General features: G+C 49.6%; 15 protein-coding genes. 6 read left to right on the top strand and 9 right to left on the bottom strand.

Annotation, left to right across the window (positions count from 1 at the left end; genetic code table 11):
- Nucleotides 1-23 precede the first annotated feature (23 nt).
- From rpsP to AC4PME_RS10570, 4 genes are all read right to left on the bottom strand, one after another.
- Nucleotides 24-275, bottom strand: a complete 252-nt coding sequence (gene rpsP / locus AC4PME_RS10585; protein WP_070174859.1) for a 30S ribosomal protein S16 — start codon at nt 273-275, stop codon at nt 24-26.
- Between the two features lie 135 nt (nt 276-410).
- Nucleotides 411-1,298: a response regulator gene (locus AC4PME_RS10580; RefSeq protein WP_491045851.1), complete on the bottom strand. Its 888-nt coding sequence runs from the start codon at nt 1,296-1,298 to the stop codon at nt 411-413.
- Nucleotides 1,279-3,309, bottom strand: coding sequence for an MHYT domain-containing protein (locus tag AC4PME_RS10575; RefSeq protein ID WP_491045852.1), 2,031 nt, complete (start codon nt 3,307-3,309; stop codon nt 1,279-1,281). The genes AC4PME_RS10580 and AC4PME_RS10575 overlap by 20 nt, the downstream gene beginning before the upstream one ends.
- On the bottom strand, nt 3,306-4,052 hold the full coding sequence (locus tag AC4PME_RS10570; RefSeq protein WP_491045853.1) for an HD-GYP domain-containing protein: 747 nt from the start codon (nt 4,050-4,052) through the stop codon (nt 3,306-3,308). The genes AC4PME_RS10575 and AC4PME_RS10570 overlap by 4 nt, the downstream gene beginning before the upstream one ends.
- 230 nt (nt 4,053-4,282) lie before the next feature.
- Here AC4PME_RS10570 and AC4PME_RS10565 point away from each other — a divergent pair, with 230 nt between their 5' ends.
- The 3 genes from AC4PME_RS10565 to AC4PME_RS10555 all read left to right on the top strand — a co-directional run bounded on the left by AC4PME_RS10565 (nt 4,283) and on the right by AC4PME_RS10555 (nt 10,330).
- Nucleotides 4,283-6,043 (top strand): ABC transporter transmembrane domain-containing protein, encoded by a 1,761-nt coding sequence (locus AC4PME_RS10565; protein WP_491045854.1) that lies wholly within the window; start codon nt 4,283-4,285, stop codon nt 6,041-6,043.
- A gap of 125 nt (nt 6,044-6,168) precedes the next feature.
- Nucleotides 6,169-7,224, top strand: a complete 1,056-nt coding sequence (locus tag AC4PME_RS10560) for an efflux RND transporter periplasmic adaptor subunit (RefSeq protein ID WP_119500781.1) — start codon at nt 6,169-6,171, stop codon at nt 7,222-7,224.
- The gene (locus AC4PME_RS10555) at nt 7,217-10,330 is read left to right on the top strand and encodes an efflux RND transporter permease subunit (RefSeq protein ID WP_119500780.1); all 3,114 of its coding nucleotides are present in this window, start codon (nt 7,217-7,219) and stop codon (nt 10,328-10,330) included. The genes AC4PME_RS10560 and AC4PME_RS10555 overlap by 8 nt, the downstream gene beginning before the upstream one ends.
- 122 nt (nt 10,331-10,452) lie before the next feature.
- On the opposite strand, the gene AC4PME_RS10550 is transcribed toward AC4PME_RS10555, so the two are convergent.
- From AC4PME_RS10550 to AC4PME_RS10535, 4 genes are all read right to left on the bottom strand, one after another.
- Complete coding sequence (locus AC4PME_RS10550; protein WP_119503352.1) at nt 10,453-10,860, bottom strand: tellurite resistance TerB family protein; 408 nt, start codon at nt 10,858-10,860, stop codon at nt 10,453-10,455.
- A 248-nt stretch (nt 10,861-11,108) separates the two neighbouring features.
- A complete protein-coding gene (locus tag AC4PME_RS10545) occupies nt 11,109-12,329 on the bottom strand; it encodes a phosphoenolpyruvate carboxylase (protein WP_491045855.1) in 1,221 nt (406 codons plus the stop codon).
- A complete protein-coding gene (locus AC4PME_RS10540) occupies nt 12,326-12,961 on the bottom strand; it encodes a condensin complex protein MksE (protein ID WP_491045856.1) in 636 nt (211 codons plus the stop codon). The genes AC4PME_RS10545 and AC4PME_RS10540 overlap by 4 nt, the downstream gene beginning before the upstream one ends.
- A complete protein-coding gene (locus AC4PME_RS10535; RefSeq protein WP_491045857.1) occupies nt 12,958-16,638 on the bottom strand; it encodes an ATP-binding protein in 3,681 nt (1,226 codons plus the stop codon). Before AC4PME_RS10535 ends, AC4PME_RS10540 begins: the two co-directional genes overlap by 4 nt.
- Before the next feature lie 99 nt (nt 16,639-16,737).
- Between AC4PME_RS10535 and AC4PME_RS10530 the strand changes: the two genes are divergently transcribed.
- Nucleotides 16,738-16,914 (top strand): hypothetical protein, encoded by a 177-nt coding sequence (locus tag AC4PME_RS10530; RefSeq protein WP_491045858.1) that lies wholly within the window; start codon nt 16,738-16,740, stop codon nt 16,912-16,914.
- Nucleotides 16,915-16,996: 82 nt separating this feature from the next.
- Here the strand turns inward: AC4PME_RS10530 and ffh are convergent, their stop codons facing one another.
- Nucleotides 16,997-18,391, bottom strand: coding sequence for a signal recognition particle protein (ffh, locus tag AC4PME_RS10525; RefSeq protein ID WP_119500776.1), 1,395 nt, complete (start codon nt 18,389-18,391; stop codon nt 16,997-16,999).
- A gap of 218 nt (nt 18,392-18,609) precedes the next feature.
- Between ffh and AC4PME_RS10520 the strand changes: the two genes are divergently transcribed.
- Nucleotides 18,610-19,401, top strand: a complete 792-nt coding sequence (locus tag AC4PME_RS10520) for a cytochrome C assembly family protein (protein WP_474844775.1) — start codon at nt 18,610-18,612, stop codon at nt 19,399-19,401.
- Nucleotides 19,402-19,539: 138 nt separating this feature from the next.
- Entirely contained in the window at nt 19,540-20,835 is a 1,296-nt protein-coding gene (locus AC4PME_RS10515; RefSeq protein ID WP_119500774.1) for an HlyC/CorC family transporter, read from the top strand.
- The last annotated feature ends 1 nt before the right edge of the window (nt 20,836 follow it).

The following is a 20,836-nucleotide window of genomic DNA, read 5'->3' as shown; positions in this document are numbered from 1 at the left end:
TTACCTACCAGATTAAGGACAGCTTACGCTGCCGCTTTTTTAGCTTCTTTTACCAAGCTGTTAACGCGCTCAGATAAGCTCGCGCCAACACCAACCCAGTATTCAACACGCTCAAGATCTAAACGCAGACGTTCTGCCTGACCTTGTGCAGTTGGGTTGAAGAAACCGACGTTTTCGATGAAACGACCGTTTCTTGCGCGGCTGCTGTCAGCCACAACTACTTGATAAAATGGACGCTTTTTCGCGCCACCACGCTGTAAACGAATAGTAACCATAGTTGCCTCAAACTCGTTGTAGCGTTACCGTTAACTTACCTCGTTGAAAGCACTGAAAAATCAGCGCCAACAAGAAGGCCGCGGCATTATACTGATCTACGCTTTAATTGCAAGTTTAGTGATGAAAAAAGCGCCTCAGGACACCTTTTCCGATACGGTGTGGATGATGGGGTAAGGTAAGTTCCACATATGCAGCATAAATAACAATGCCTGTCGGGGTGAAACTTTTGCCGGGATGGTCACACCGGCCAGCAAATCCTCTTTCAACGCCATGATCATCAGAACCAGTGCGTTAAGAGGGGTAACATGGTCTTTGCACCGGGAAAGTGCCTGTTCCAGCCTGGCGCCAACTGCAGGTTCGTCTAATAAACCCGGCAGCCGCATCATTAACTCAGCGGTGAACAACAACGCATAAAACTGGCTCTCCCCCAGCGTCAGTTTCAATGATGCATCTTTGAAATCACTGTAATCTCCCTGCCCGAAAAAACGTTCGCCACAAAGAGACACGGCCTTTTTCATATTATCATTGATGTCAGGCCGCGCAGATGCTGTGAGCTCGCACAAATTGGAATTGACGCACTGCATGAACTGTTTAAGCAAGGTAAAAGAATTAAACAAAGGCGAACTGGCTGCCATCGACTGACAAGCAGCACTATCCGGAAATGTCTGATTCACTTCCTCAACCGCACGCAAATGCTGAGTCAGCAAACCATGTGAACAGGGTTTTGTAAACCAGCAGTGAGACACCTGACTTCCCTGCAGTATTAAACTCTCATTCGCCTGGCCTGATAACACGAATCGACTGATCACCGGGTTGCCTTCGCTCACTTTCTCAAGAAATTCAACACCGTTCATCACCGGCATCATAATATCGGTAATGACCACATCAGGCGTATCGGACGCGATAGCCTCCAGCCCTTTTTGCGGCGAGTCAGCAATACTAATTTTCCAGCCGGTCTGATACAACGCCCGTTTAAGGCCGTTGAGCACCATTTTTTCATCATCAACAAAGAGTATTTTCATCACTGAGCTCACTTTCAACGGTCTGCGGGTGTTCCACCGGTAAAACAATTTTAAAGGTAGTTCCCAGTCCAATTTCACTGTTAACTAATATCTGGCCTTTGTGCTTTTCTATAATCACTGCATAGGCCAGTGAAAGCCCCTGCCCTGTTCCTTTACCGGGCGGCTTGGTCGTAAAGAACGGTTCAAAAATGCGTTTGCATACCTCTTTACTCATACCTGTTCCATTATCGGTAATCTCAATGACCACCGTGTCATCCGCAGGATACACACGCACCTGAATCAAACCTTTTTCTATCCGTTCACGGCCAAACTTTTCTTCTACAGCGTGGGCGGCATTGACAATAAAGTTGAGTACCACCTGATTCACTTCATCTCTGCTGCAGGTCACCAGCGGCACGTCTTCAGAAAACTCCGCTTCAAGGTCGGCCACATAACGCCACTCTCCCCGGGCCACCGTAATGGTTGAGGAAATCGCCTCTTTCAGGTCGACCTTATGCATTTTTTCGTCACCGGAATGGGAAAATGACTTCATCGCCCCGACGATTTTGGCAATGCGCTGCAAGCCTTCAACCGACTGATCGAACGCCACCGGCATCTCGTCAATAAGGAACTCTATATCTTCACCCTTCATCAGAGCTTCAAGTTCTGCTCTTATTAAAGCCTGTTCGGCTTCATCCTTACTGTTAAGAAGCGCATGAACGGTTTTCATCACAGAAATGCCGGTTTCAGATGCGCCTTTTAAGAAGAAGATATTGTCTGACACATACTGCGTAGGGGTATTTATTTCATGAGCAATACCGGCAGCAAGCTGGCCGATGGATTCCATTTTCTGCGCCTGCCGCAACTGGTCTTCCAGCATAAGTCGTTGGGTGATATCACGGATAACCACGTTGAACAGATGCATGTTCTGCACAACCACGGTCATAGGAGAAAAATTCATTTCGCAATGAAAGGTAGTGCCGTCCGACCGTTTACCGTCCAGTTGCATGACGTGTTGTTGCTTCCCCTCTTCACCGTCTCCTGTCAGCAGCCGGATATCGAATCCGGGCAGGATCTTTGTAATATCTTCGTTGCGTAACTGGTCTGCATCTTTATATCCAAACAAACTGAGTCCGACAGTATTCACGCCGGTAATCCGGCCATTTTCATTTACCACCAGCAAGCCGTCAGCCAGGTTTTCCACGATGTCTTTCTCTCTGGCTGCACTGACTTTGGCTGTAAGCTCAGCAGCCTGTAAACGCTTGTCAAAAATTGACCCCAGCAGCGTTGTTGCAAAAATGACAAACACCAGTGTTGTAATAGCCAGTGCGAGAATGGCTGGTTCAGCGTGGCCCCCGGTCTCTGAGGGAATAAATGTTACAGGCAAATAATAATGCACCGCATACATTGCCACATAGTGCATGCCCGCGATGGCCATGCCCATCACCATGGCACAGCCCACCAATCCTAATTGCCCGCGAATATTTTTACGCTGTATGTAAATCACCATGTAAATGGCAACCATCGCAAACAGCCAGGCGCAAAGGATGGAGAGTAAGAAGAAGCCAAAATCGTAGGTCATGGCAGCTTCAGTCTCCATAGCTTCCATGCCTGTGTAATGCATTGCCCCTATACCGATCGCCAGACTCAGTGAACTCAGTTGAATATTGGTAAAGGTGAATACTTGTGTCGCTATCAGTTTCGCAGCGATATAAGCGCCAACAATGGGCGGCAATATAGACACCATTGTCAATGCCACATCAAATGACATGCCGATAGGCAACATAAAGGCGAGCATGCCGGTGAAGTGCATCGCCCATACCCCTAACCCAAATGTCACACTGCCAAACCGCTTCCATTGGCGTCTTGTCGACAATAATTCGGTTTGCCACATCCGTTTTAAAACAACAATTAGCGAGTAGGCCGCCAGTGTAGAAACGAGCAGAGAAAGGAAAAGAATAAAATGATTATAATGACCGTTTACTTCCGTATATAACGCCGGCTCCGGCGTGATAAACCTCCAGAAAGTCATACTGCTATGTCCTCCACATTTCCGGCGTCACCGTTATCTTCCAGGTACACCCCGATCATCAGTGCAGGACTCAGCGCACCACTTTGTATGCATACAGTGAGGATCTGTTTGAGTGTAGTGGTTACTACCTGCCCTTCTCTGGCCAGTTGCTTTCCGGCGTTAGTCGCGATTTTTTCCGATAACACCATGCCGGGTTCGATGGACGATACCGGCACTGACATCAAATCGGATTTGCGCAGCAACATTCGGGTAAAGGCCGACAAAATTTTGCCGTCGTACCAGCGGGCATCTGTTTCCAGCCGGCGTAATGCGTCCACCGTGGACAAGCCTGACTCCCGGGCCCTGATAAAATCATTAACCACTTTAAGCATTCTCGCTCCGAAAGGAATGTCTGCACCTTTTACATCGTCAGCGGGGACACCTTCCCCGTTAAAGCACTTGTCCTGATAGCGGATGTTCCTGGCTACCGCTTCAAAGCGGGGAATTTTCTCCAGTAAATCGCTGGCCAGACTGGCGTGTTGCTCAATCAGATCATTTTCAGCCGCTGTCAGCTTGCTGGTTTCATACTGGTCCGCCAGTACGCCAGGCAACACAATCGTTCCCAGCTGTGATAACTCAGCAACGGGTTCCAACATCCAGCTTTGTTTTAGCTTCAGTTCCCTTGCGAGCTGAAGCATGTACATTTTCAACTGTACATTGTGTGCTGCAGCCTGCGGATTCACCAGTAGTGCTTTGTTTTGCATGGAGGCTCCCGGAGACGGTTCGCTTGTTTAAGAGACACAGAACCTGACTGACTACTAAAAATACCTTTTCCTGTTGTTTAACTATGGTCAATCTCCGGTGAAATTCAAATTATGGGTCAGAAATTTATTGTGTTTTTGGCCTTGCTGAATGACGAAGTGGTCTTATCCGGCAAACCTGATAGTTAACTGTGGCGTAAAATACAAAGTTAATTGTTTTTTGAGATACCGGCATGACTTCAGAACAAGGAAAGAATAAGGCAACAACCTGGCAGGTTGTTAAATGGATCCGGACCCTGCTCGCGGGCTACCGGATACAGGTAACAGGCGCAATCATTGCCTTACTGGTTGCCTCCGGCGCGTGGCTGCTTCTGGGTCAGGGAATAAAGCTGGCCGTCGATCAGGGTTTTATGAACGACAACGCAGACATGCTGAACCGGGCAATTATTGGTGTTCTGGTGATTACTGCGGTAGCAAGTCTGGCAACCTATGTGCGTTTTTATCTGATGACCTGGCTGGGTGAACGCATCAGTGCCGATATACGCATCAGCGTATTTTCTCATTTACTCACCCTGCCACCGTCTTTCTTTGCAAAATTACGGACCGGAGAAGTCATTTCCCGCTTCACCAGCGACACCACCATTATTCAAACTGTGGTAGGGATGAGTCTGTCGATGGCGATTCGTTCCTTTATCACCTTCACCGGCGCGCTGGTGCTGATGACCATCACCAGCCCGGTGCTGACTTTGTGCGTATTACTGGCAGTGCCTGCGGTGTTAGTTCCCATCCGTTTGCTTGCCCCTCAGGTACGTCATTATGCCCGTCTGAGTCAGGACAGAGTGGCAGATTTGGGGGCGCATATTGATCAAAGTTTACATGAAATAATGACTGTACAGGCGTTCAACGCAGCAGATTTAGAACGATCCCAGTTCAAGGCCGGCGTGGATGCGGTCATGGAAACCGCCGGACGCCGTATCCATTACCGTTCAATGCTGATTGGATTAATTATGCTGCTGAGCCTCAGCGCTATCGTCCTGATTGCCTGGTTCGGTGCCAGACAAGTGTTTGCCGGTGATATGACGGCAGGAGAACTGTCTGCATTTTTATTCTATGCGGTGATGGCCGGCGGCAGCGTGGCGACTATCAGCGAGGTTATCGGCGAAGTTCAGCGTGGAGCCGGCGCCAGCGAACGGTTACTGGAACTTTTACATACGGTGCCGGACATCTCCCCTGGCATAACACAGTTCAGTAATGACACGGCGAGGCCGCCAGCCATCATTTTTGACAATATTACTTTTTGTTACCCCGGCAGCGGCGTCCTGTTTAATCAACTGTCTCTAACAGTCAATCCCGGCGAGAAGGTTGCCCTGGTGGGGGCCAGCGGAGCAGGAAAAACGACGCTGTTTCAATTGTTACTTCGCTTTTATGATGTGCGCAAAGGCACCATTCTGCTGGACGAAGCCCCTATAACGTCATTATCGCTGGAATCATTAAGAAGTCAGATCGCGATTGTTACTCAGGAGCCCGTGGTTTTTGCCACCAGCGTACTTGAAAATATCCGCTACGGTTGCCCGTCAGCCAGCGATGAGCAGGTCAGGAAGGCCGCTAAATCCGCATTTGCCCACGAATTCATTGAAGAGCTGGAGAAAGGTTATCACACCCAGTTAGGAGAACGGGGAGTAAGGTTGTCCGGCGGTCAGAAGCAGCGCATTGCCATTGCCCGTGCCCTGCTGGCCAACAGGCCAGTACTTTTACTTGATGAAGCAACCAGCGCACTGGATGCCCGCAGTGAAAAAATGGTTCAGGAGGCGCTGAATAAGCTGATGCAGGGTCGCACCACCATTATCATTGCTCACAGGCTGGCCACCGTGAAACATGTTGACCGGATCATCGTAATGGATAAGGGACACGTTGTAAGTACCGGAAAACACGATGAACTGATAGAAAACGATACGCTGTACAGGGAGTACGCTGAACTGCAATTGCTTAGCTGACAAGGCTGTGGTGCTATACACAGCTTATAAAAACAAAAATTTAACAACAATCACTTTACTGACTCCGGCGCGTCTCCGTTCAGCGTGCAGGAGAGTGACAAGCGTTGATGAAACACGGAAATACAATGAAAACCCAACTACGAACCTCTGTTTTTTTTAGTCTCACTGTTTTATTTTCCATAGTGAGCAGCAGTGCCAATGCCCAGTTTTTTGGCGATAATCAGGCCAAACTCGTTGTCCTTGAAGAAATTAAATTTCAATATGCCAAACGGGACGTGGAAGCTGTGGGAACTGCAGAAGCCGTTCGCTCGGTTGTGTTGTATCCCGCTGTTGCAGACGAAGTAACTGAAGTGAATTTCGTACCGGGCCAGTATGTAGAACAGGGCCGGGTACTGGTGAAACTGGACGACCGCCGTCAGCAGGTTGCCGTTCGCCGTGCAGAGCTCCAGCTACTTGACGCAGAACGTTCTTATAAACGTTTACAGGAAAGCCGTGCAAAGGGCGCCATTCCCCAGAGTGAACTCGATCTGGCGCAAACCACCCGTGACCTTGCCAAAGTTACCCTTGATGAAGCCAAAGCAGATTTAGAAGACCGCACCGTTGAAGCACCGTTCAGCGGGATTGTCGGCCTGACAGATGTTGAAGTGGGCGATCGTATTACTGCCACTACCGCCATCACGACTTTAGATGACAGAAGCAAACTCTTTGTTGATTTCCGCGCCCCTGAAGCCGCACTGACTGTACTGCTCAACCAGCCGGAAGTCACGTTACAACCCTGGACAAACCGCGATAAAACACTGCCTGCTGAAATTGCTGAAGTTGACTCGCGTATCAGCGAAACTGACCGTACCTTACGTGCACGGGCTATCCTGGACAACAACCTGGATAACTACCGCCCGGGCATGAGCTTCCGTGTAAACCTTGAGATTAATGGCAATGAATATGCGGCTGTACCTGAAGCTTCTTTGTTATGGGGTGCAACCGGTGCCTACGTGTGGATTGCTGAAAATGGTAAAGCCCGCCGGGTTGATGTGATAGTGCATCAGCGTCTGCGAGGCACAATTCTCGTATCCGGTAACCTGTCTCCGGGTGATATGCTGATTTCTGAAGGTGTTCAGCGTCTTCGTGAAGGTCAGCAAATCACAACCGAACTGGCACGCCGGAGCGACAACAATGACTAAGCATTCTCTCCAGACCGGCGATTTACCGTCGGTTTCTATTCGCCGCCCTGTATTAATTGTTGTTCTTAATCTGCTTATCGTCATTGCTGGTTTTGCTGCTGTTAACGGTCTGGAAGTACGGGAACTGCCTGACGTTGATACACCACAAATCACTGTAACGGCAGAGTACCCCGGTGGTTCTCCGGAAACCGTGGATGCGGAAGTGACCAGCCGGCTGGAAGGCGCAGTGGCACGGGTCAGCGGTGTGAAAAATATCTACGCTCAGAGCGAAGAAGGCTCCGCCCGCGTGCGGGTTGAGTTCAGACCCGGCATTGATTTGGAAGATGCTGCCAATGAAACCCGCGAATCAGTAAGCCGTGTGCAGCGCCAGTTACCCGAGGATGTGGAACAGGTATCCATTATCCGTGCAGACAGTGACGCTCAGGCAGTAGTCAGTCTGGCAGTATCCAGTGACACTCTGGATATGGAAACGCTGACCGAGCGTGTTGATACCGATCTGGCGCCGCTGTTTTTAAGTATTCCCGGTGTTGCTGATGTGCAGTTAAGTGGCGACCGCGAGCGTGTACTTCGCGTGTCTGTCGATCCTCTGCGGCTGACCAGTTTCAACCTGTCGATGACAGATGTGGCAAATGCACTCGAATTAGCTCCCTTTGATGTTCCTGCAGGAAGCATCCAGTCTCAGGATCAGTCTCTTATCGTCCGCGCAGATGCGACGTCAGTTTCAGCACAGGATGTTTCAGATATCGTGATCAGCGGAGATATCCGGGTCGGCGATGTTGCCAGCGTATTCTTTGGCCCGGCAGACAGCAGCAGTATGGTGCGCCTTGACGGTCGTCCGGTGATTGGTTTAGGGGTGATCAGACAAGCCAGCTCTAATACCATCGAAATTTCAGATGAAGTTATGGCCATGGTGGAGGATCTGAACAAACGCTTTGTTGATATGGACATTGTCGTTACCAGTGATGACGCTGAATTCATCCGTGATTCTGTGGGCGAAGTGATTGGCTCTTTAAGCATCACCATCATTCTGGTTGTGTTTACATTGTTAGTCTTCATTGGTTCATGGCGTGCAACCATAGTCCCCGCCCTGTCGATTCCGGTATCCCTGGCCGGCGCGCTTGGCGTTATCTGGATGCTTGGCTTCTCTATCAACATTCTGACCCTGCTTGCACTGGTGCTGGCAACCGGGATGATTGTTGATGATGCTATTGTGGTGTCGGAAAATATTCAGCGTCGCCGGGGCATGGGCCTCGGAGCCAGAGCCGCGGCCGTTATCGGTACCCGTGAAGTGTTTTTTGCGGTTGTAGCAACCACGGCGGTACTCGCTTCGGTGTTCATCCCCATCGCATTTTTACCGTCTACGGCGGGACGTCTGTTCAGAGAATTCGGCGGTGTACTGGCCGGTGCGGTAATCATTTCATCCTTCGTCGCACTTTCTCTGGTACCCGCTCTGACCGCACGTTTGCCGGTAAAGAAAGCTAAAGAGAAAGGCATATTTTCAGCCACGCTGGGACGTTTCGGAAATGCATGCCTGCGTGGGTATCAGCGCTCACTTTTATGGTCGCTTAAATACGCCTGGCTTATTGTCCTGTTGAGTATTCTTGCTGCTGTTGGCGCCTGGTTTACAGCTCAGAATATCAACAATGAGCTGCTCCCCAGCGAAGACCGGGGCACAATCCGCATTTTTGCCCGTGGCCCTGACGGCGCAGGCATGAATTTTATGGACCGTCAGGCGCATAAGATGGAAGAGGTGCTGCTGCCTTACGTTGAAAATGGCACTGTGGATTCTATCTATACGGTCGTCGGCTCCTGGGATCCAAACATTGTATTTATCACAGTACCTCTTAAACACTGGGATGACCGCGATAAATCATTGCAGGATATCGTGTCGGAAATCCGTCCTCAGTTGCAGGCAATTCCGGGAGCACCGGGAAATGCGTTCGGGGGTAACAGCCTGAATTTACGTGGTCAGGGTGGCGGTCTTGAACTCGCCTTAACCGGTAGCAGCTACGAACGTATTTATGAAGCCGCGATGGACTTTGCAGCCGCGATTGAAACCAACATTCCTGAATTGGGTTCGCCCCGTGTAAGTTATGAACCCACCCAGCCTCAAATGCGGGTTAATATCGACCGTCGCCGGGCAGAAGAACTGGGCGTACCGCTTAGTGACATTGCAGCAACACTCAGGGCAGCCGTTAATGGCGATGATATTGCTGATTTGAATGTGGGTGACCAGGCGATTCCAATCATGTTGGAATCCAGCAGACGGAATACCAGCAATCCGTCAGATTTAACTAATCTCTATGTGAAGTCTGATAATGGCTCACTCATCCCGCTGAGCAGCGTAGCGTACATCACGGAAGAAGGTGTTGCCGCTGAGCTGGAGCGTCAGTCCCAGCGCAGAGCCATTAAGCTGGAAATGGAATTACCTGACGGCTTCCCCATCAATGAAGCGGTGGAGAAAATCCGCGCCCTCGGCAACGACACACTGCCTGATGGCATCGGCACTGTGTTCCTTGGCGAAGCACAAACATTCGAAGAAACCTCTCAGCAGGTTGCACTGACTTATGTACTGGCATTCATCATCGTGCTACTGGTTCTGGCAGCGCAGTTTGAGAGTGTTAACAGTGCTATTGTGGTTATGCTAACCGTACCCTTCGGCATAGCAGCAGCGATTTATGCGCTGTACCTCACCAATACCACAATTAATGTGTATTCGCAGATTGGTCTGGTGATGCTGATAGGCCTGCTGGCGAAAAATGCCATCCTGCTCATCGAATTCGCTGACCAGCTCCGTGACCACGGCTATTCGGTTTACGACGCCATTGTGGAAGCCGGTAAGGTGCGCCTGCGTCCGATTATGATGACACTGGTATCCACCATCCTGGGCGGTCTGCCGCTTATCCTGTCCTCCGGTGCCGGCGCTGAATCCCGTAACGCTATCGGCTGGGTAGTATTTGGTGGATTAGGTATCGCGGTAGTGTTTACTCTTTACCTGACACCGGTGCTGTATCTCGCCCTCGCCCGCTTCACCAAGCCACGGGCTGATGAAACCCAGCGGCTGGAGAAAGAGCTCACCGATGCCGACGAGCAGCAAATAGCGTAAACAACACAGCAAAAAACAAAGGCCGCTTCAATTGAAGCGGCCTTTTTCATGTCGTCAGTACTTATTTTATCTATTCAGAATTCAGATACCGGTCATCTTTGCAAGACGCCGTATTTTTCGTTCTAGTTTAATTCCGAGGGTGATACCGGTTTCGCACGGTTTACCAGCGCTTTCGCAAGCACCTTGTGTGTTAACAGTGACAGAAGCTCTGTTTCTTCATCACTACGTTCGCCGTCAATGCCGGTGATGGCCATGGCCACTTCCAGCGCCTTATCAGCATCAAAGAGTAAATCAGTTTGCAACGTACGCAGATACCGTTGCTCTTCGCCGGCATCCAGCACCTGCCGTGTCTGGTAGATAGCGTCGGTAAAAAATGCCTCGCGGCAAATGGGGCTTTGCCAGTCTAAATGGTTTATAACGTCTTCCAGATAATCCTGTTCTGAAAGTGTGACCTTACCGTCAACCTGGTATAACAAAACCGATAAACGGATCAGAGCTTGATTAAAAGCCTGCTCATGGGACAACTGCATGATAATCTCCATTCGTGTGCCATATGCCTTAACAGTCTGATAACAACGACAGTCAGCCGGTATTATCAAATTCGCGCGCCACTTTAGTTCCTCTATGTGACACGCCTATTACGCATAGCTGCTACAGAAAGTTCATTATGTTACACAAATGTTAATTGTATGGAAATTTAAAAGATTTTCATCCTTTGTTCAGACTAAATTGTTCTAAACCGGGATGAATGACACAGAGTTGACGGGTTACGCCGGGACTATCTGAGCCCCAACGTAACGTCGTTTATGTAGAAATTGCCGGTGTAAACAGCGTCCGGCTGACCGGAAGCATCCAGCGCGAAGAATTGTTTATCGTTTTCATCCAGCGACTGATAACCACCGATAACCTGATAAATCCATACCTCTTTATCGAACTCAAGTTCCCGTTCTTCAAAGTACTCAAGGGCTGATTTTGGCTGACCGGAGTCAATTACATCACAGAAGTAATCATCCACAGCAACATGGATAGGATCCTTCTCCAGAGACACACTGGACTGCGCCGTGACTTCAATTTCCTGTGCGGCCTTGTGGGCATTTTCATCCGGTCTACGGCGATGAATGTCAGTCAGGGTGCTGACAATCATCTGATAGTCCCCTTCGTGAGCTACCTGGTTCACGTCGGCTGCCGCCGCTTCAAGTACACTCTCTGCCTGATTGAACAACACGGGCACCTGACTTAATGCAGGATAATTCCCTGGCGTAAAATCCGGTTGTTGCTCCATATGCAGCAAAAAGCCTTTGAGCAAACGGGTACGTCCCTGAAACTCACGGAAGCGCCCCAGCAGGTCGAGTAAGCGGGCCTGCACCACAGACAGTTCCTGCGCGGCTTTAGAGAAACTCTGCTGTAACGCAACGACCAGCAAATGCCGCAACTCACGGTTACTGCCGGCCAGTTCACTGAGTTCATCGAAATGGAAACTTTCCAGTTGCTGCAGTAAGTCACTCACCTGTCCCTGCGCCAGTTCGTTCTCACGAATTTTCGCTTCTACCGATGAGACGTAGCCAAACTCATTGTTAATACGACTGAACAGCACCCTTACGCTGTTGGTCAGTGACTCTGTTAACTGATACACATGCTCAGTTAAATCGGTCATATGAGCATGGGCTTCGTTAAAACGGTTGTAGTGCAGCGACTCTTTGTAGTGCTCAGCTAACGTGCGCAAGCTTGCCAGCGACGCAGTGATGTTAGTGTTGATGGTGCGGTTTCTTTCATCCTGCAAACTGCCTTCCAGCAACGCACGTACCGCATTTTTCAAGCGCAGCGGACTTTGAGGATCGGGACGCCACAACACACCTAGCTGAACCAGTTGCTCCAGCACTTTGCGGCTAAAATCCGCCTCTTTTACCGACCCGTTGACGTAAGCATGCATGATGAGGTCGCTGTGGCGGCCCAGCGCATTGAGCAAACGTGTGCCGGCCTGAACCAACACCTGACTCATATCAGGCTCCCCTGCTGCACGGCAGCCTCAGCTTGCTCAGACAACGACAGACTTTCGGTTTCGTCGATAAATTTGATCATCTCGAAAAGATGCTCAACTTTACCGGTCACCAGATAAATCTGCTTTTCGGTATTCGGTTTAATCAGGTATCCCATATCGGTAAGTCGCTTAAACACCTGCTTAAGCTGACCGTCCAGATTCATACTGGTAGAGTTGAACACCCGGTAACGAGATATTTTTTCGAGCTGTTCAGCATAAGCCGGCGTATCTTCAATAACACTTTGCAGTTCATTTAAACGCAGTGCGTTGCCCATAGTGACGGGCATATCCGACTCACTGGCTTGCTGTACCAGTAACAACCATTCCACCAGCGGCACCATGCTGGATGCAGTTTCCTGAAATTGCTGGGTCAGCACTTTGCGCTCATCGTCACCCAGCGTTAAATAGGCAGCAAAAAACACGTCGCCTTCACCGGTTGACGCGAGAGTGCGGTTGAGCACATTCAGATGAGGCTCCAGCTTCTGCGCATTATCGCGGCTTTTCAGATAGCGCCAGCCTTCTTCATCACTCACCTGACAAATAAACTGCCCTTTCAGCAATAAACTTAAAATACGACCCTGCTCTGACATCATGCTGACACCTCCTGTTCGCGGCGGGCTTTAATGCGTTCCGCAATAGCGCTGACTTTTGGCTCAACCACCTGTAACTGTCTGCTGACTTTATCGATAAGGTAGCGGTTCTCAAACAGCGTTAATACATCAGACTCAGGATTCGGGAAGGCCCCCACCACACTGATATTATTGTTCTGACAGGCATCGAAGATCTTCTTCACGTTACTCTGGTGAAGTGTGCCCAATTCATCGATAGGCCAGTGAATAGTGGTATCAGCTTCTCCACGAAGCAGACGGGTAAAGGCAAGCAGGAACTTACACAAAATAAGATAAGCCATACCGTGACTGGAAGACTCGTTCAGCTGTCTGTCAGTACGGATCACGAGATCGCTGTTGCCTTCACGTAAATGCAGTTCGATATCCAGTAGTTTACTGATGCCGCCGGTCAGCGCGGCACGACCGAGAATATCCAGCACGCGGCGCATACTCTGCCCATATTCTTCATCCGGCAGCTCATTGGCACCCTGCCCCATCCACTCGTCGTAGAGAGCCCGGAACTGTTCCAGTTCAGGCCAGAACTCCAGTTCACTGATCCGTGAGCGGATTTTTACCGCAGAGTCAGACACGCCATCCAGGAACAGTTCTCCGTCAACCTCTCTGGTAATGCGACGGCTCTGACTGACGATGCGTTTATCGATATCTGCCAGTACGTAGTAGTACTGACTCAGATCCGCACCAAAGATACGTCCCTGCTCTTTCAGGCCCTGTAATTTCTGCGGCACAATAACATTCAGCAATTGCGCCAGATGGCCGACCATGCGGCGGTGATCAACGCTCTTCACACCCTGGGCGTTCATCACGGCACATTCTTCGCGGGCCCGTTCCCAGGTATCTGACAAACCGGTTCCCGCCTGCGCGGCGATAAGCTGATCAAAGCGTTCAACATAAGCTTTCACATCAGACATCAAGCCTTCGCGCTCCTGCAGGGCACTCTGCACCTGAGATAAGCGTTGATTAATGGATAACTCATCATGGCGTACAGCCTCTTCGGCCTGTACCGCCGGCAGGGCAATTTTTGCCAGCGATTTAGCAAAGTTAACCACCTGCTCATATTGCTCTGATGAGGTTTTCAGCGCTGACTCTAACTGACCATGCTGATCTTTGAGCTGCTCCCGCGTTTCCCGGTACACGGTTTGTTTTGCAGCCAGTTCGCGCTCAGATTCGGCCAGTGACTTACGGGCTTTCGCCAGGCTGTTTTGCCAGGCAATTTTGTGACCGGTGAACACCGTCTGATACCAGCGTTCATAGTCAGCAACTTTATGACGATGAGTTTCTGTGCGGTAGATATCTTCTTTAAGCACTTTAATGCGCTTTTTCATCTCACCGATTTCATCCACGTCCACGCCGCGGTTATTCAGCTCATTTTCCAGCCACTGCTCAGTGTCACGACGGTCTTTTGCCGCATCATCTCTGGCTTTACGCATGTCTGAATCAAGCTGACTGATACGGGCATCAGTGTCAGCAATAAGCTGCTGCCAGTGGAAGCTGTGCTCGGTTTCGGCTTCCCGTTGCTGATCTTTAATCTCATCGCGATCAAGTTCAAACTGTGCCACCAGCTGTTTTCTGGCCTGAACGTTATCATCCAGTTTGCTGCGCGCTTTTTGTTTGCGGGCCGACAACGCCTGCTGATATTCACTGAGTACTGCATCACGGTCCTGCTGGGCACGCTTACGGGTAGCTTCTGCACTGCGTACGGCGTTATCTTTCTGAGTCATCGCCAGCTCAGCGTTACGCACGTCTTCATTGGCTTTCGACAATACCGCTTCACACTCGTTTTGTGCCGCTAACGCCAGTGCCAAAGACTCTTCTGCGGCACTTAAACGGGCTTTAAGCTCCTGTTCAGTATGAGCATATTCCGGCGTATCCAGTGCTTCCAGTGCCAGCTTGATACCAAACAGGCTTTCACCTTCAGCCAGTTGAGGAACGAGATCTTTGCGCTCTAGCAATTCGGGACGCACGACCTTACCCAGCGTATGTTCCCAGTTATCCAGGTTGCCACGGAGAAACTCCAGCAGGGAGCCTTCTCCGGGGTACAGCAGCTGATTGATACCATCAACCTGTTTTTCCTGTGCCTGATGCTGATTGCGGGCTTTATCCAGTGCCGATGATGCTGACTGACGGTGCAGTACCGCCTGACTATGGGCCTGCTGTGCCTGACGATACTCGCTGCGCGCAGCATCTTCATTGATACTGGCTTCTTTTATTGCGGCATCCAGTAAATCAAGCTGAGACTGCTCAAACTCGTTATAGCCTGCGTTATTCAGACCGGCTTTCAGTTCGGCTTCTGCGACTTTCAGGTCGCTGAGGGCGTTTTGATGTGCGTGATTTAACGATTGAATTTGCTGTGCATAATCGTCGCGGATGTTTTGCAATGCATCTCGCTCTTTCTGCTGCAGATCACTGCGCTTATCAGCCGCTTCCTGACGGCTGGCTGAAAGCTGCTCCAGGTTCATACTGAGCTTTTCACCCAGTTCAGCGATACGGCGGTTAAATGTGGACTCAATATCCTGATGTTTTTCGGTCAGTAAGGTATACCGGCCGGATACCAGTTCCAGCTCGTTCTGCCACTGACCAAGATTCGCCACATCTTCTTTTAACTGTTCAATATCCTGTTCCTGCCAGCTCTGGAATTCTTCTTCCACAGCATCCAGTTCAGAGGTGTATTTTTCTACATCCGCACGGGCAGATGACACCGTCTGATTGAGTGTGTCGCGGGTCTCAGACCACTGGTTATCATTTTGCTTGCGCTGGAACTGGTTCTCTTCCAGTTGATTTTTAGCCGTTTCAACCGCCGCCGATAAATGGCTCTTATCCGCTTCAAACACCTGCTTTAAACCGCCAAGCTGCTTCTCTGTCGTTCCCAGTGCCATATCGGCCTGTTCAAGTTTGGCAAACTCGGGGCGGATACGATCGAACTGCTTGATGAGCTGGCATTCGCGCAGCCAGTCATCCACACGGTTGCGGCTCAAACTGGACGTGGGCGGCTGCACACCGTCTTCTTCGAGAATGGCGGCAATCATGGCCTTGATGGTTTCCATCTTGCCTTCTTTAGAATGCACGGCTTTAGCCAGCTTCTCGATGTGACGTACATGCAAATTAGGCTGACACAAACTGAAAATACGGGCGTAACCCAAGAGTTCCCGTGCATTGCTGCTCTGGTTCAGGACACCGTGATCGTTTTGCAAAATGGCACGGAAGTCTTTTGTGGTCAGTAAACTGGTTACCAGCACGTTGTTGCGTTTCATCGCTCTGGCAAGCTCGGCGCTGCTGATACTCACCCGTTTACCGTTTTTTTGCGGCAGCAGGTAATCGTCGATATCAAAAGGTTTACCGATAAAGCGGTAATTAACCCCAGTCCCGTTAGAACTCAATACCGCCTGACATAAATCCCCTTCAGCACGGGTGAATTCGTAAATAATAAAACTGGATGTGCGGGGTAAATACCAGCGCTCAAAGCTGTCCCGGGTGGCCGGTACAACGCGGCTGGGATACTCGCCGTAAAATACGGGAATAAGTCGCTGCAAGGTGGTTTTACCGGATGCATTGGTACCGCAAATATTGGTATGTCCATCCAGTTTGAGTTCAACGACACCCGGCAGGTGGGTATCAATAAGAATGATGCGTTTTAAACCAGCCATAATAATCCTGTCTTCGTACCGGCATATCTTTTTTGTTATCGTCGTGACCGCCGGTATGCGTCTTGCTGAAATTGTTATACCGCTGTCGGGAGGGGAAATATGTCAGGCATTGCAAACCAGCATTCCGGCCTGCAAAGAGTCTGGCCTGAACCTTTTCTTCAAGGCATCCCTGTCGCCAGCGATATCCATCGTTTAAACGGGGTAGCAGTGTATTATGAATTGGCAAAATTGCCCAGTGTGGATGTGATTTTGTCGGTATTCCGGTGCACTGTTTGAGTGAATATCAAACAGTGCAGTTTGTCCTCCGCCCAAAAAAAAGAGACAGCATGCCGTCTCTTTTTTGTTTCATCCCTGTAGCTTACCGTGGAGGGAACATTCCGCCGCCACCGCCCATGCCACCCATTCCGCCGGGAGGCATCATGCCCTTCATCTGGCGCATCATTTTCTTCATGCCGCCGCCGGACATTTTCTTCATCATTTTCTGCATTTGGGTGAATTGCTTCAGCAGACGGTTAACATCCTGAATTTGGGTACCGGAACCGGCAGCAATACGACGCTTACGGGAGCCTTTAATCATGTCAGGACGCTCACGTTCAGCCGGCGTCATGGAGTTGATAATCGCTTCCATCTGATTGAACTGCTTTTCATTGGCCTGATCTTTAATTTTGTCAGCCATGCCGCCCATACCCGGCAACTTGTCCATGAGACCCATCATGCCGCCCATATTGCGCATCTGTTCAAGCTGCTCTTTAAAGTCCTGAAGGTCAAAACCTTTGCCTTTCTGAACTTTCTTCGCCAGTTTCTGCGCTTTGTCTTTATCAACTTTACGCTCAACTTCTTCAATCAGGCTGAGTACATCACCCATCCCCAGAATGCGCGAGGCAATACGCTCGGGATGGAACGGCTCAAGGGCATCAACCTTTTCACCCATACCAATGAACTTGATAGGTTTGCCGGTGATTTGACGCACCGACAACGCGGCACCACCACGGGCATCACCGTCGGCTTTAGTCAGGATCACACCGGTAAGCGGTAATGCATCATTGAAGGCTTTCGCTGTATTTGCCGCATCCTGACCGGTCATGGCATCTACCACGAACAAGGTTTCTACAGGTTTAACCGCAGCATGAAGCGCTTTGATTTCATCCATCATGTCTGCATCAACGTGCAAACGACCGGCTGTATCCACTAATAGTACATCGTAAAATTGTTTTTTCGCCGCATCGATGGCGCCGTTAACAATATCAATGGGCTTTTGTTCAATAGAGGAAGGATGGAAACCCACACCCACATCTGTAGCCAGTGTTTCCAATTGCTTGATTGCCGCAGGACGATAAATATCCGCACTGACCACCAGCACTTTTTTCTTTTCGCGTTCAGTAAGATATTTAGCCAGTTTACCCACACTGGTGGTTTTACCGGCACCCTGCAAACCTGCCATCAAAACGACCGCCGGTGGCTGAGCAGAAAGGTTCAGCTTTTCATTGGCCTCCCCCATGACAGACTCAAGTTCAGACTGCACTATTTTTATGAAGACCTGACCGGGCTTCAGGGCTTTGGTCACTTCTGTGCCTACAGCACGGGCCTTGACCTGGGCGACAAATTCTTTGACTACCGGTAAGGCAACGTCCGCCTCAAGCAGTGCCATCCGCACTTCCCTGAGCGTGTCTTTAATGTTGTCTTCGGTCAGTCTGCCACGGCCACTGACGTTGCGTAACGTCTGACCAAGGCGTTCAGATAAATTCTCAAACATAAGGCAGCTTCTTCAAATCGGTTAACTCTTTATTCCCGCCATTATAGCGAAAAAGGCGTTCACAACGAACCTTGATATGTGTTTCTCTGTTTATATTGTCTTAATCTGTGTAAAAACAATGGTTCTGGTTGAATTTCCTTTGCACTTGCAGTATCAATACAGCCAGTAAAACGGGTGTAGGAAAAAGTCACACAGCACCCCTTCGTACAGGAATTGGGATGACCACCGTATTTGCCGTGGCCGGCATAATTTTTTATCTTGCTGCCGCTTTTCTTTTGATGGGCAAGATTGTCAATCAGCAAACACCAAACAAGAAACTGGCAATGATCCTGTCTCTGGCAGGTGCGGCTGCCCATATTTGCTACCTGTCACAGGCGATTGTTATTGCGCCGGGACAGAATATGAGTATTACCAATGTATTGTCACTGGTCTCCTGGCTCATCACTGTATCTATGCTTATCAGCGCATCGGTCATGCCGAATATCATTCTGCTGCCCGTGGTGTTTGGTTTTTCTGCGATGACAATTGCTGCTGCTCAGGTACTACCGGTCAGTCATATCATGCACATAGAAATGCAGCCGGGTCTGGTTATCCACATTACCCTTTCGTTATTTGCCTACGGCACGCTGGTGATCGCTTTTCTTTACGCGCTGCAAATGTCTTTTATTACGTTTAAGCTGAAACAGAAAGGCGCATCCCTGCTGAATTCGCCGCTACCTCCGTTAATGCTGGTAGAGGGCATGTTGTTTAAACTACTGCTTGTCGGCACATTCCTGCTGATTTTATCGCTGGTAAGCGGGTTCGTCTTCCTCGACAATATGTTCAGTACCATGTATGCCCATAAAACTGTCCTGTCGATAATTGCCCTGGCAGTTTATATTGTCCTGCTTACCGGTCAGCATATTTGGGGCTGGCGCGGCAAACAGGTTATCGTACTCACCGTTATTGGTCTGATGCTGCTCACACTCGCCTATTTTGGAAGCCGCTTCGTCAGAGAAATACTGCTTTAAAGGCTTCTTAATGTCTTAAAATGCAGATAAAATGCCCGAAAAAGACCAGTTATAATAAAGATTCATTAACTTACACTTGAAACCCGCTGTCTGAATAACTAAATTGGATAGTCCACACAGGTAAAGGAACCCGGATTTTTGGACGACATATCAACGAGTACGCTATTTATTGCACTTGGCGTGCTGATTTTTTTATCTGCCTATTTCTCAAGCTCTGAAACAGGCATGATGTCGATAAACCGTTATCGGCTCAAACACTTGCAAAACGAAGGTAACCGTGCAGCTTTACGGGTGCAAAAGTTACTTGAACGTCCTGACCGTCTTATCGGCCTGATCCTGATTGGTAACAACCTGGTTAATATTGCGGCGTCTTCTATCGCAACGATTATCTGCACCCGTCTGTTTGGCGATTACTGGGGATTTTTTGCAACCACATTTGGTCTTACCCTGGTCCTGCTGATATTTGCCGAAGTAACCCCGAAAACACTGGCGGCGTTGTACCCTGAAAAAGTCGCGTTCCCGAGCTCAGTCATTCTGCTACCTCTGCTATTTGTACTTTATCCGTTTGTTGCACTCATCAATTCCATCACCAACAGTATTTTATTTCTGCTTCGGATCAACCCGACAAATGGTAACGATGACTCCCTGAGCCGGGAGGAATTACGGACGGTGGTATACGAGGCCGGTACGATGATACCGAAAAAGCACCAGGACATGCTGGTGGGTATTCTTGATTTAGAGAATGTCACCGCCGAAGATATCATGGTTCCCAGAGCAGAGATTGTCGCAATTGATATCAACGATGACTGGAAGAAAATCCAGAAGCAACTTACCCATGCCCAGCATACCCGTGTACTTCTGTATCGTGACAGCATTGATGATGCCGTAGGCTTCGTGCATTGTCGTGACGCCCTTCGTCTGTTATCAAAAGATCAATTCACCAAGTCGAGTTTGCTACGCGCAGTGCGTGAAATTTACTTCACACCGGAGTCCACCCCGCTGCATACTCTGATGTACAAATTCCAGGCAGAAAAAGAACGTATTGCTCTGGTGGTCGATGAGTACGGCGATATTATGGGTCTGGTCACGCTGGAAGATATTCTTGAAGAAATCATCGGTGACTTCACCACGTCCATGGTGCCGGATCACAGTAAAGAAGCGAACATTCAGCAGGATGGCAGTGTGCTGGTAGATGGCAGTGCCAACGTGCGTGATTTAAACAAGGAAATGGACTGGAAGTTGCCTGTTGACGGCCCGAAAACCCTTAACGGTCTTATTCTGGAGTACCTGGAAGAAATTCCGGAAAATCAGGTCAGTGTGCGTCTCGCCGGTTATCCTATGGAGATCGTGGATATAAAAGACAATATGGTGAAAACCGTGCGTATCCTACCCGAATACTTCACTGAGCCGCGGGATAACGCTTCAGATATTTAGT

It is taken from the genome of Alteromonas sp., assembly GCF_984505615.1.
The sequence above is the reverse complement of the archived record's forward strand: the minus strand, read 5'-3'. Positions and strand labels throughout refer to the sequence as shown.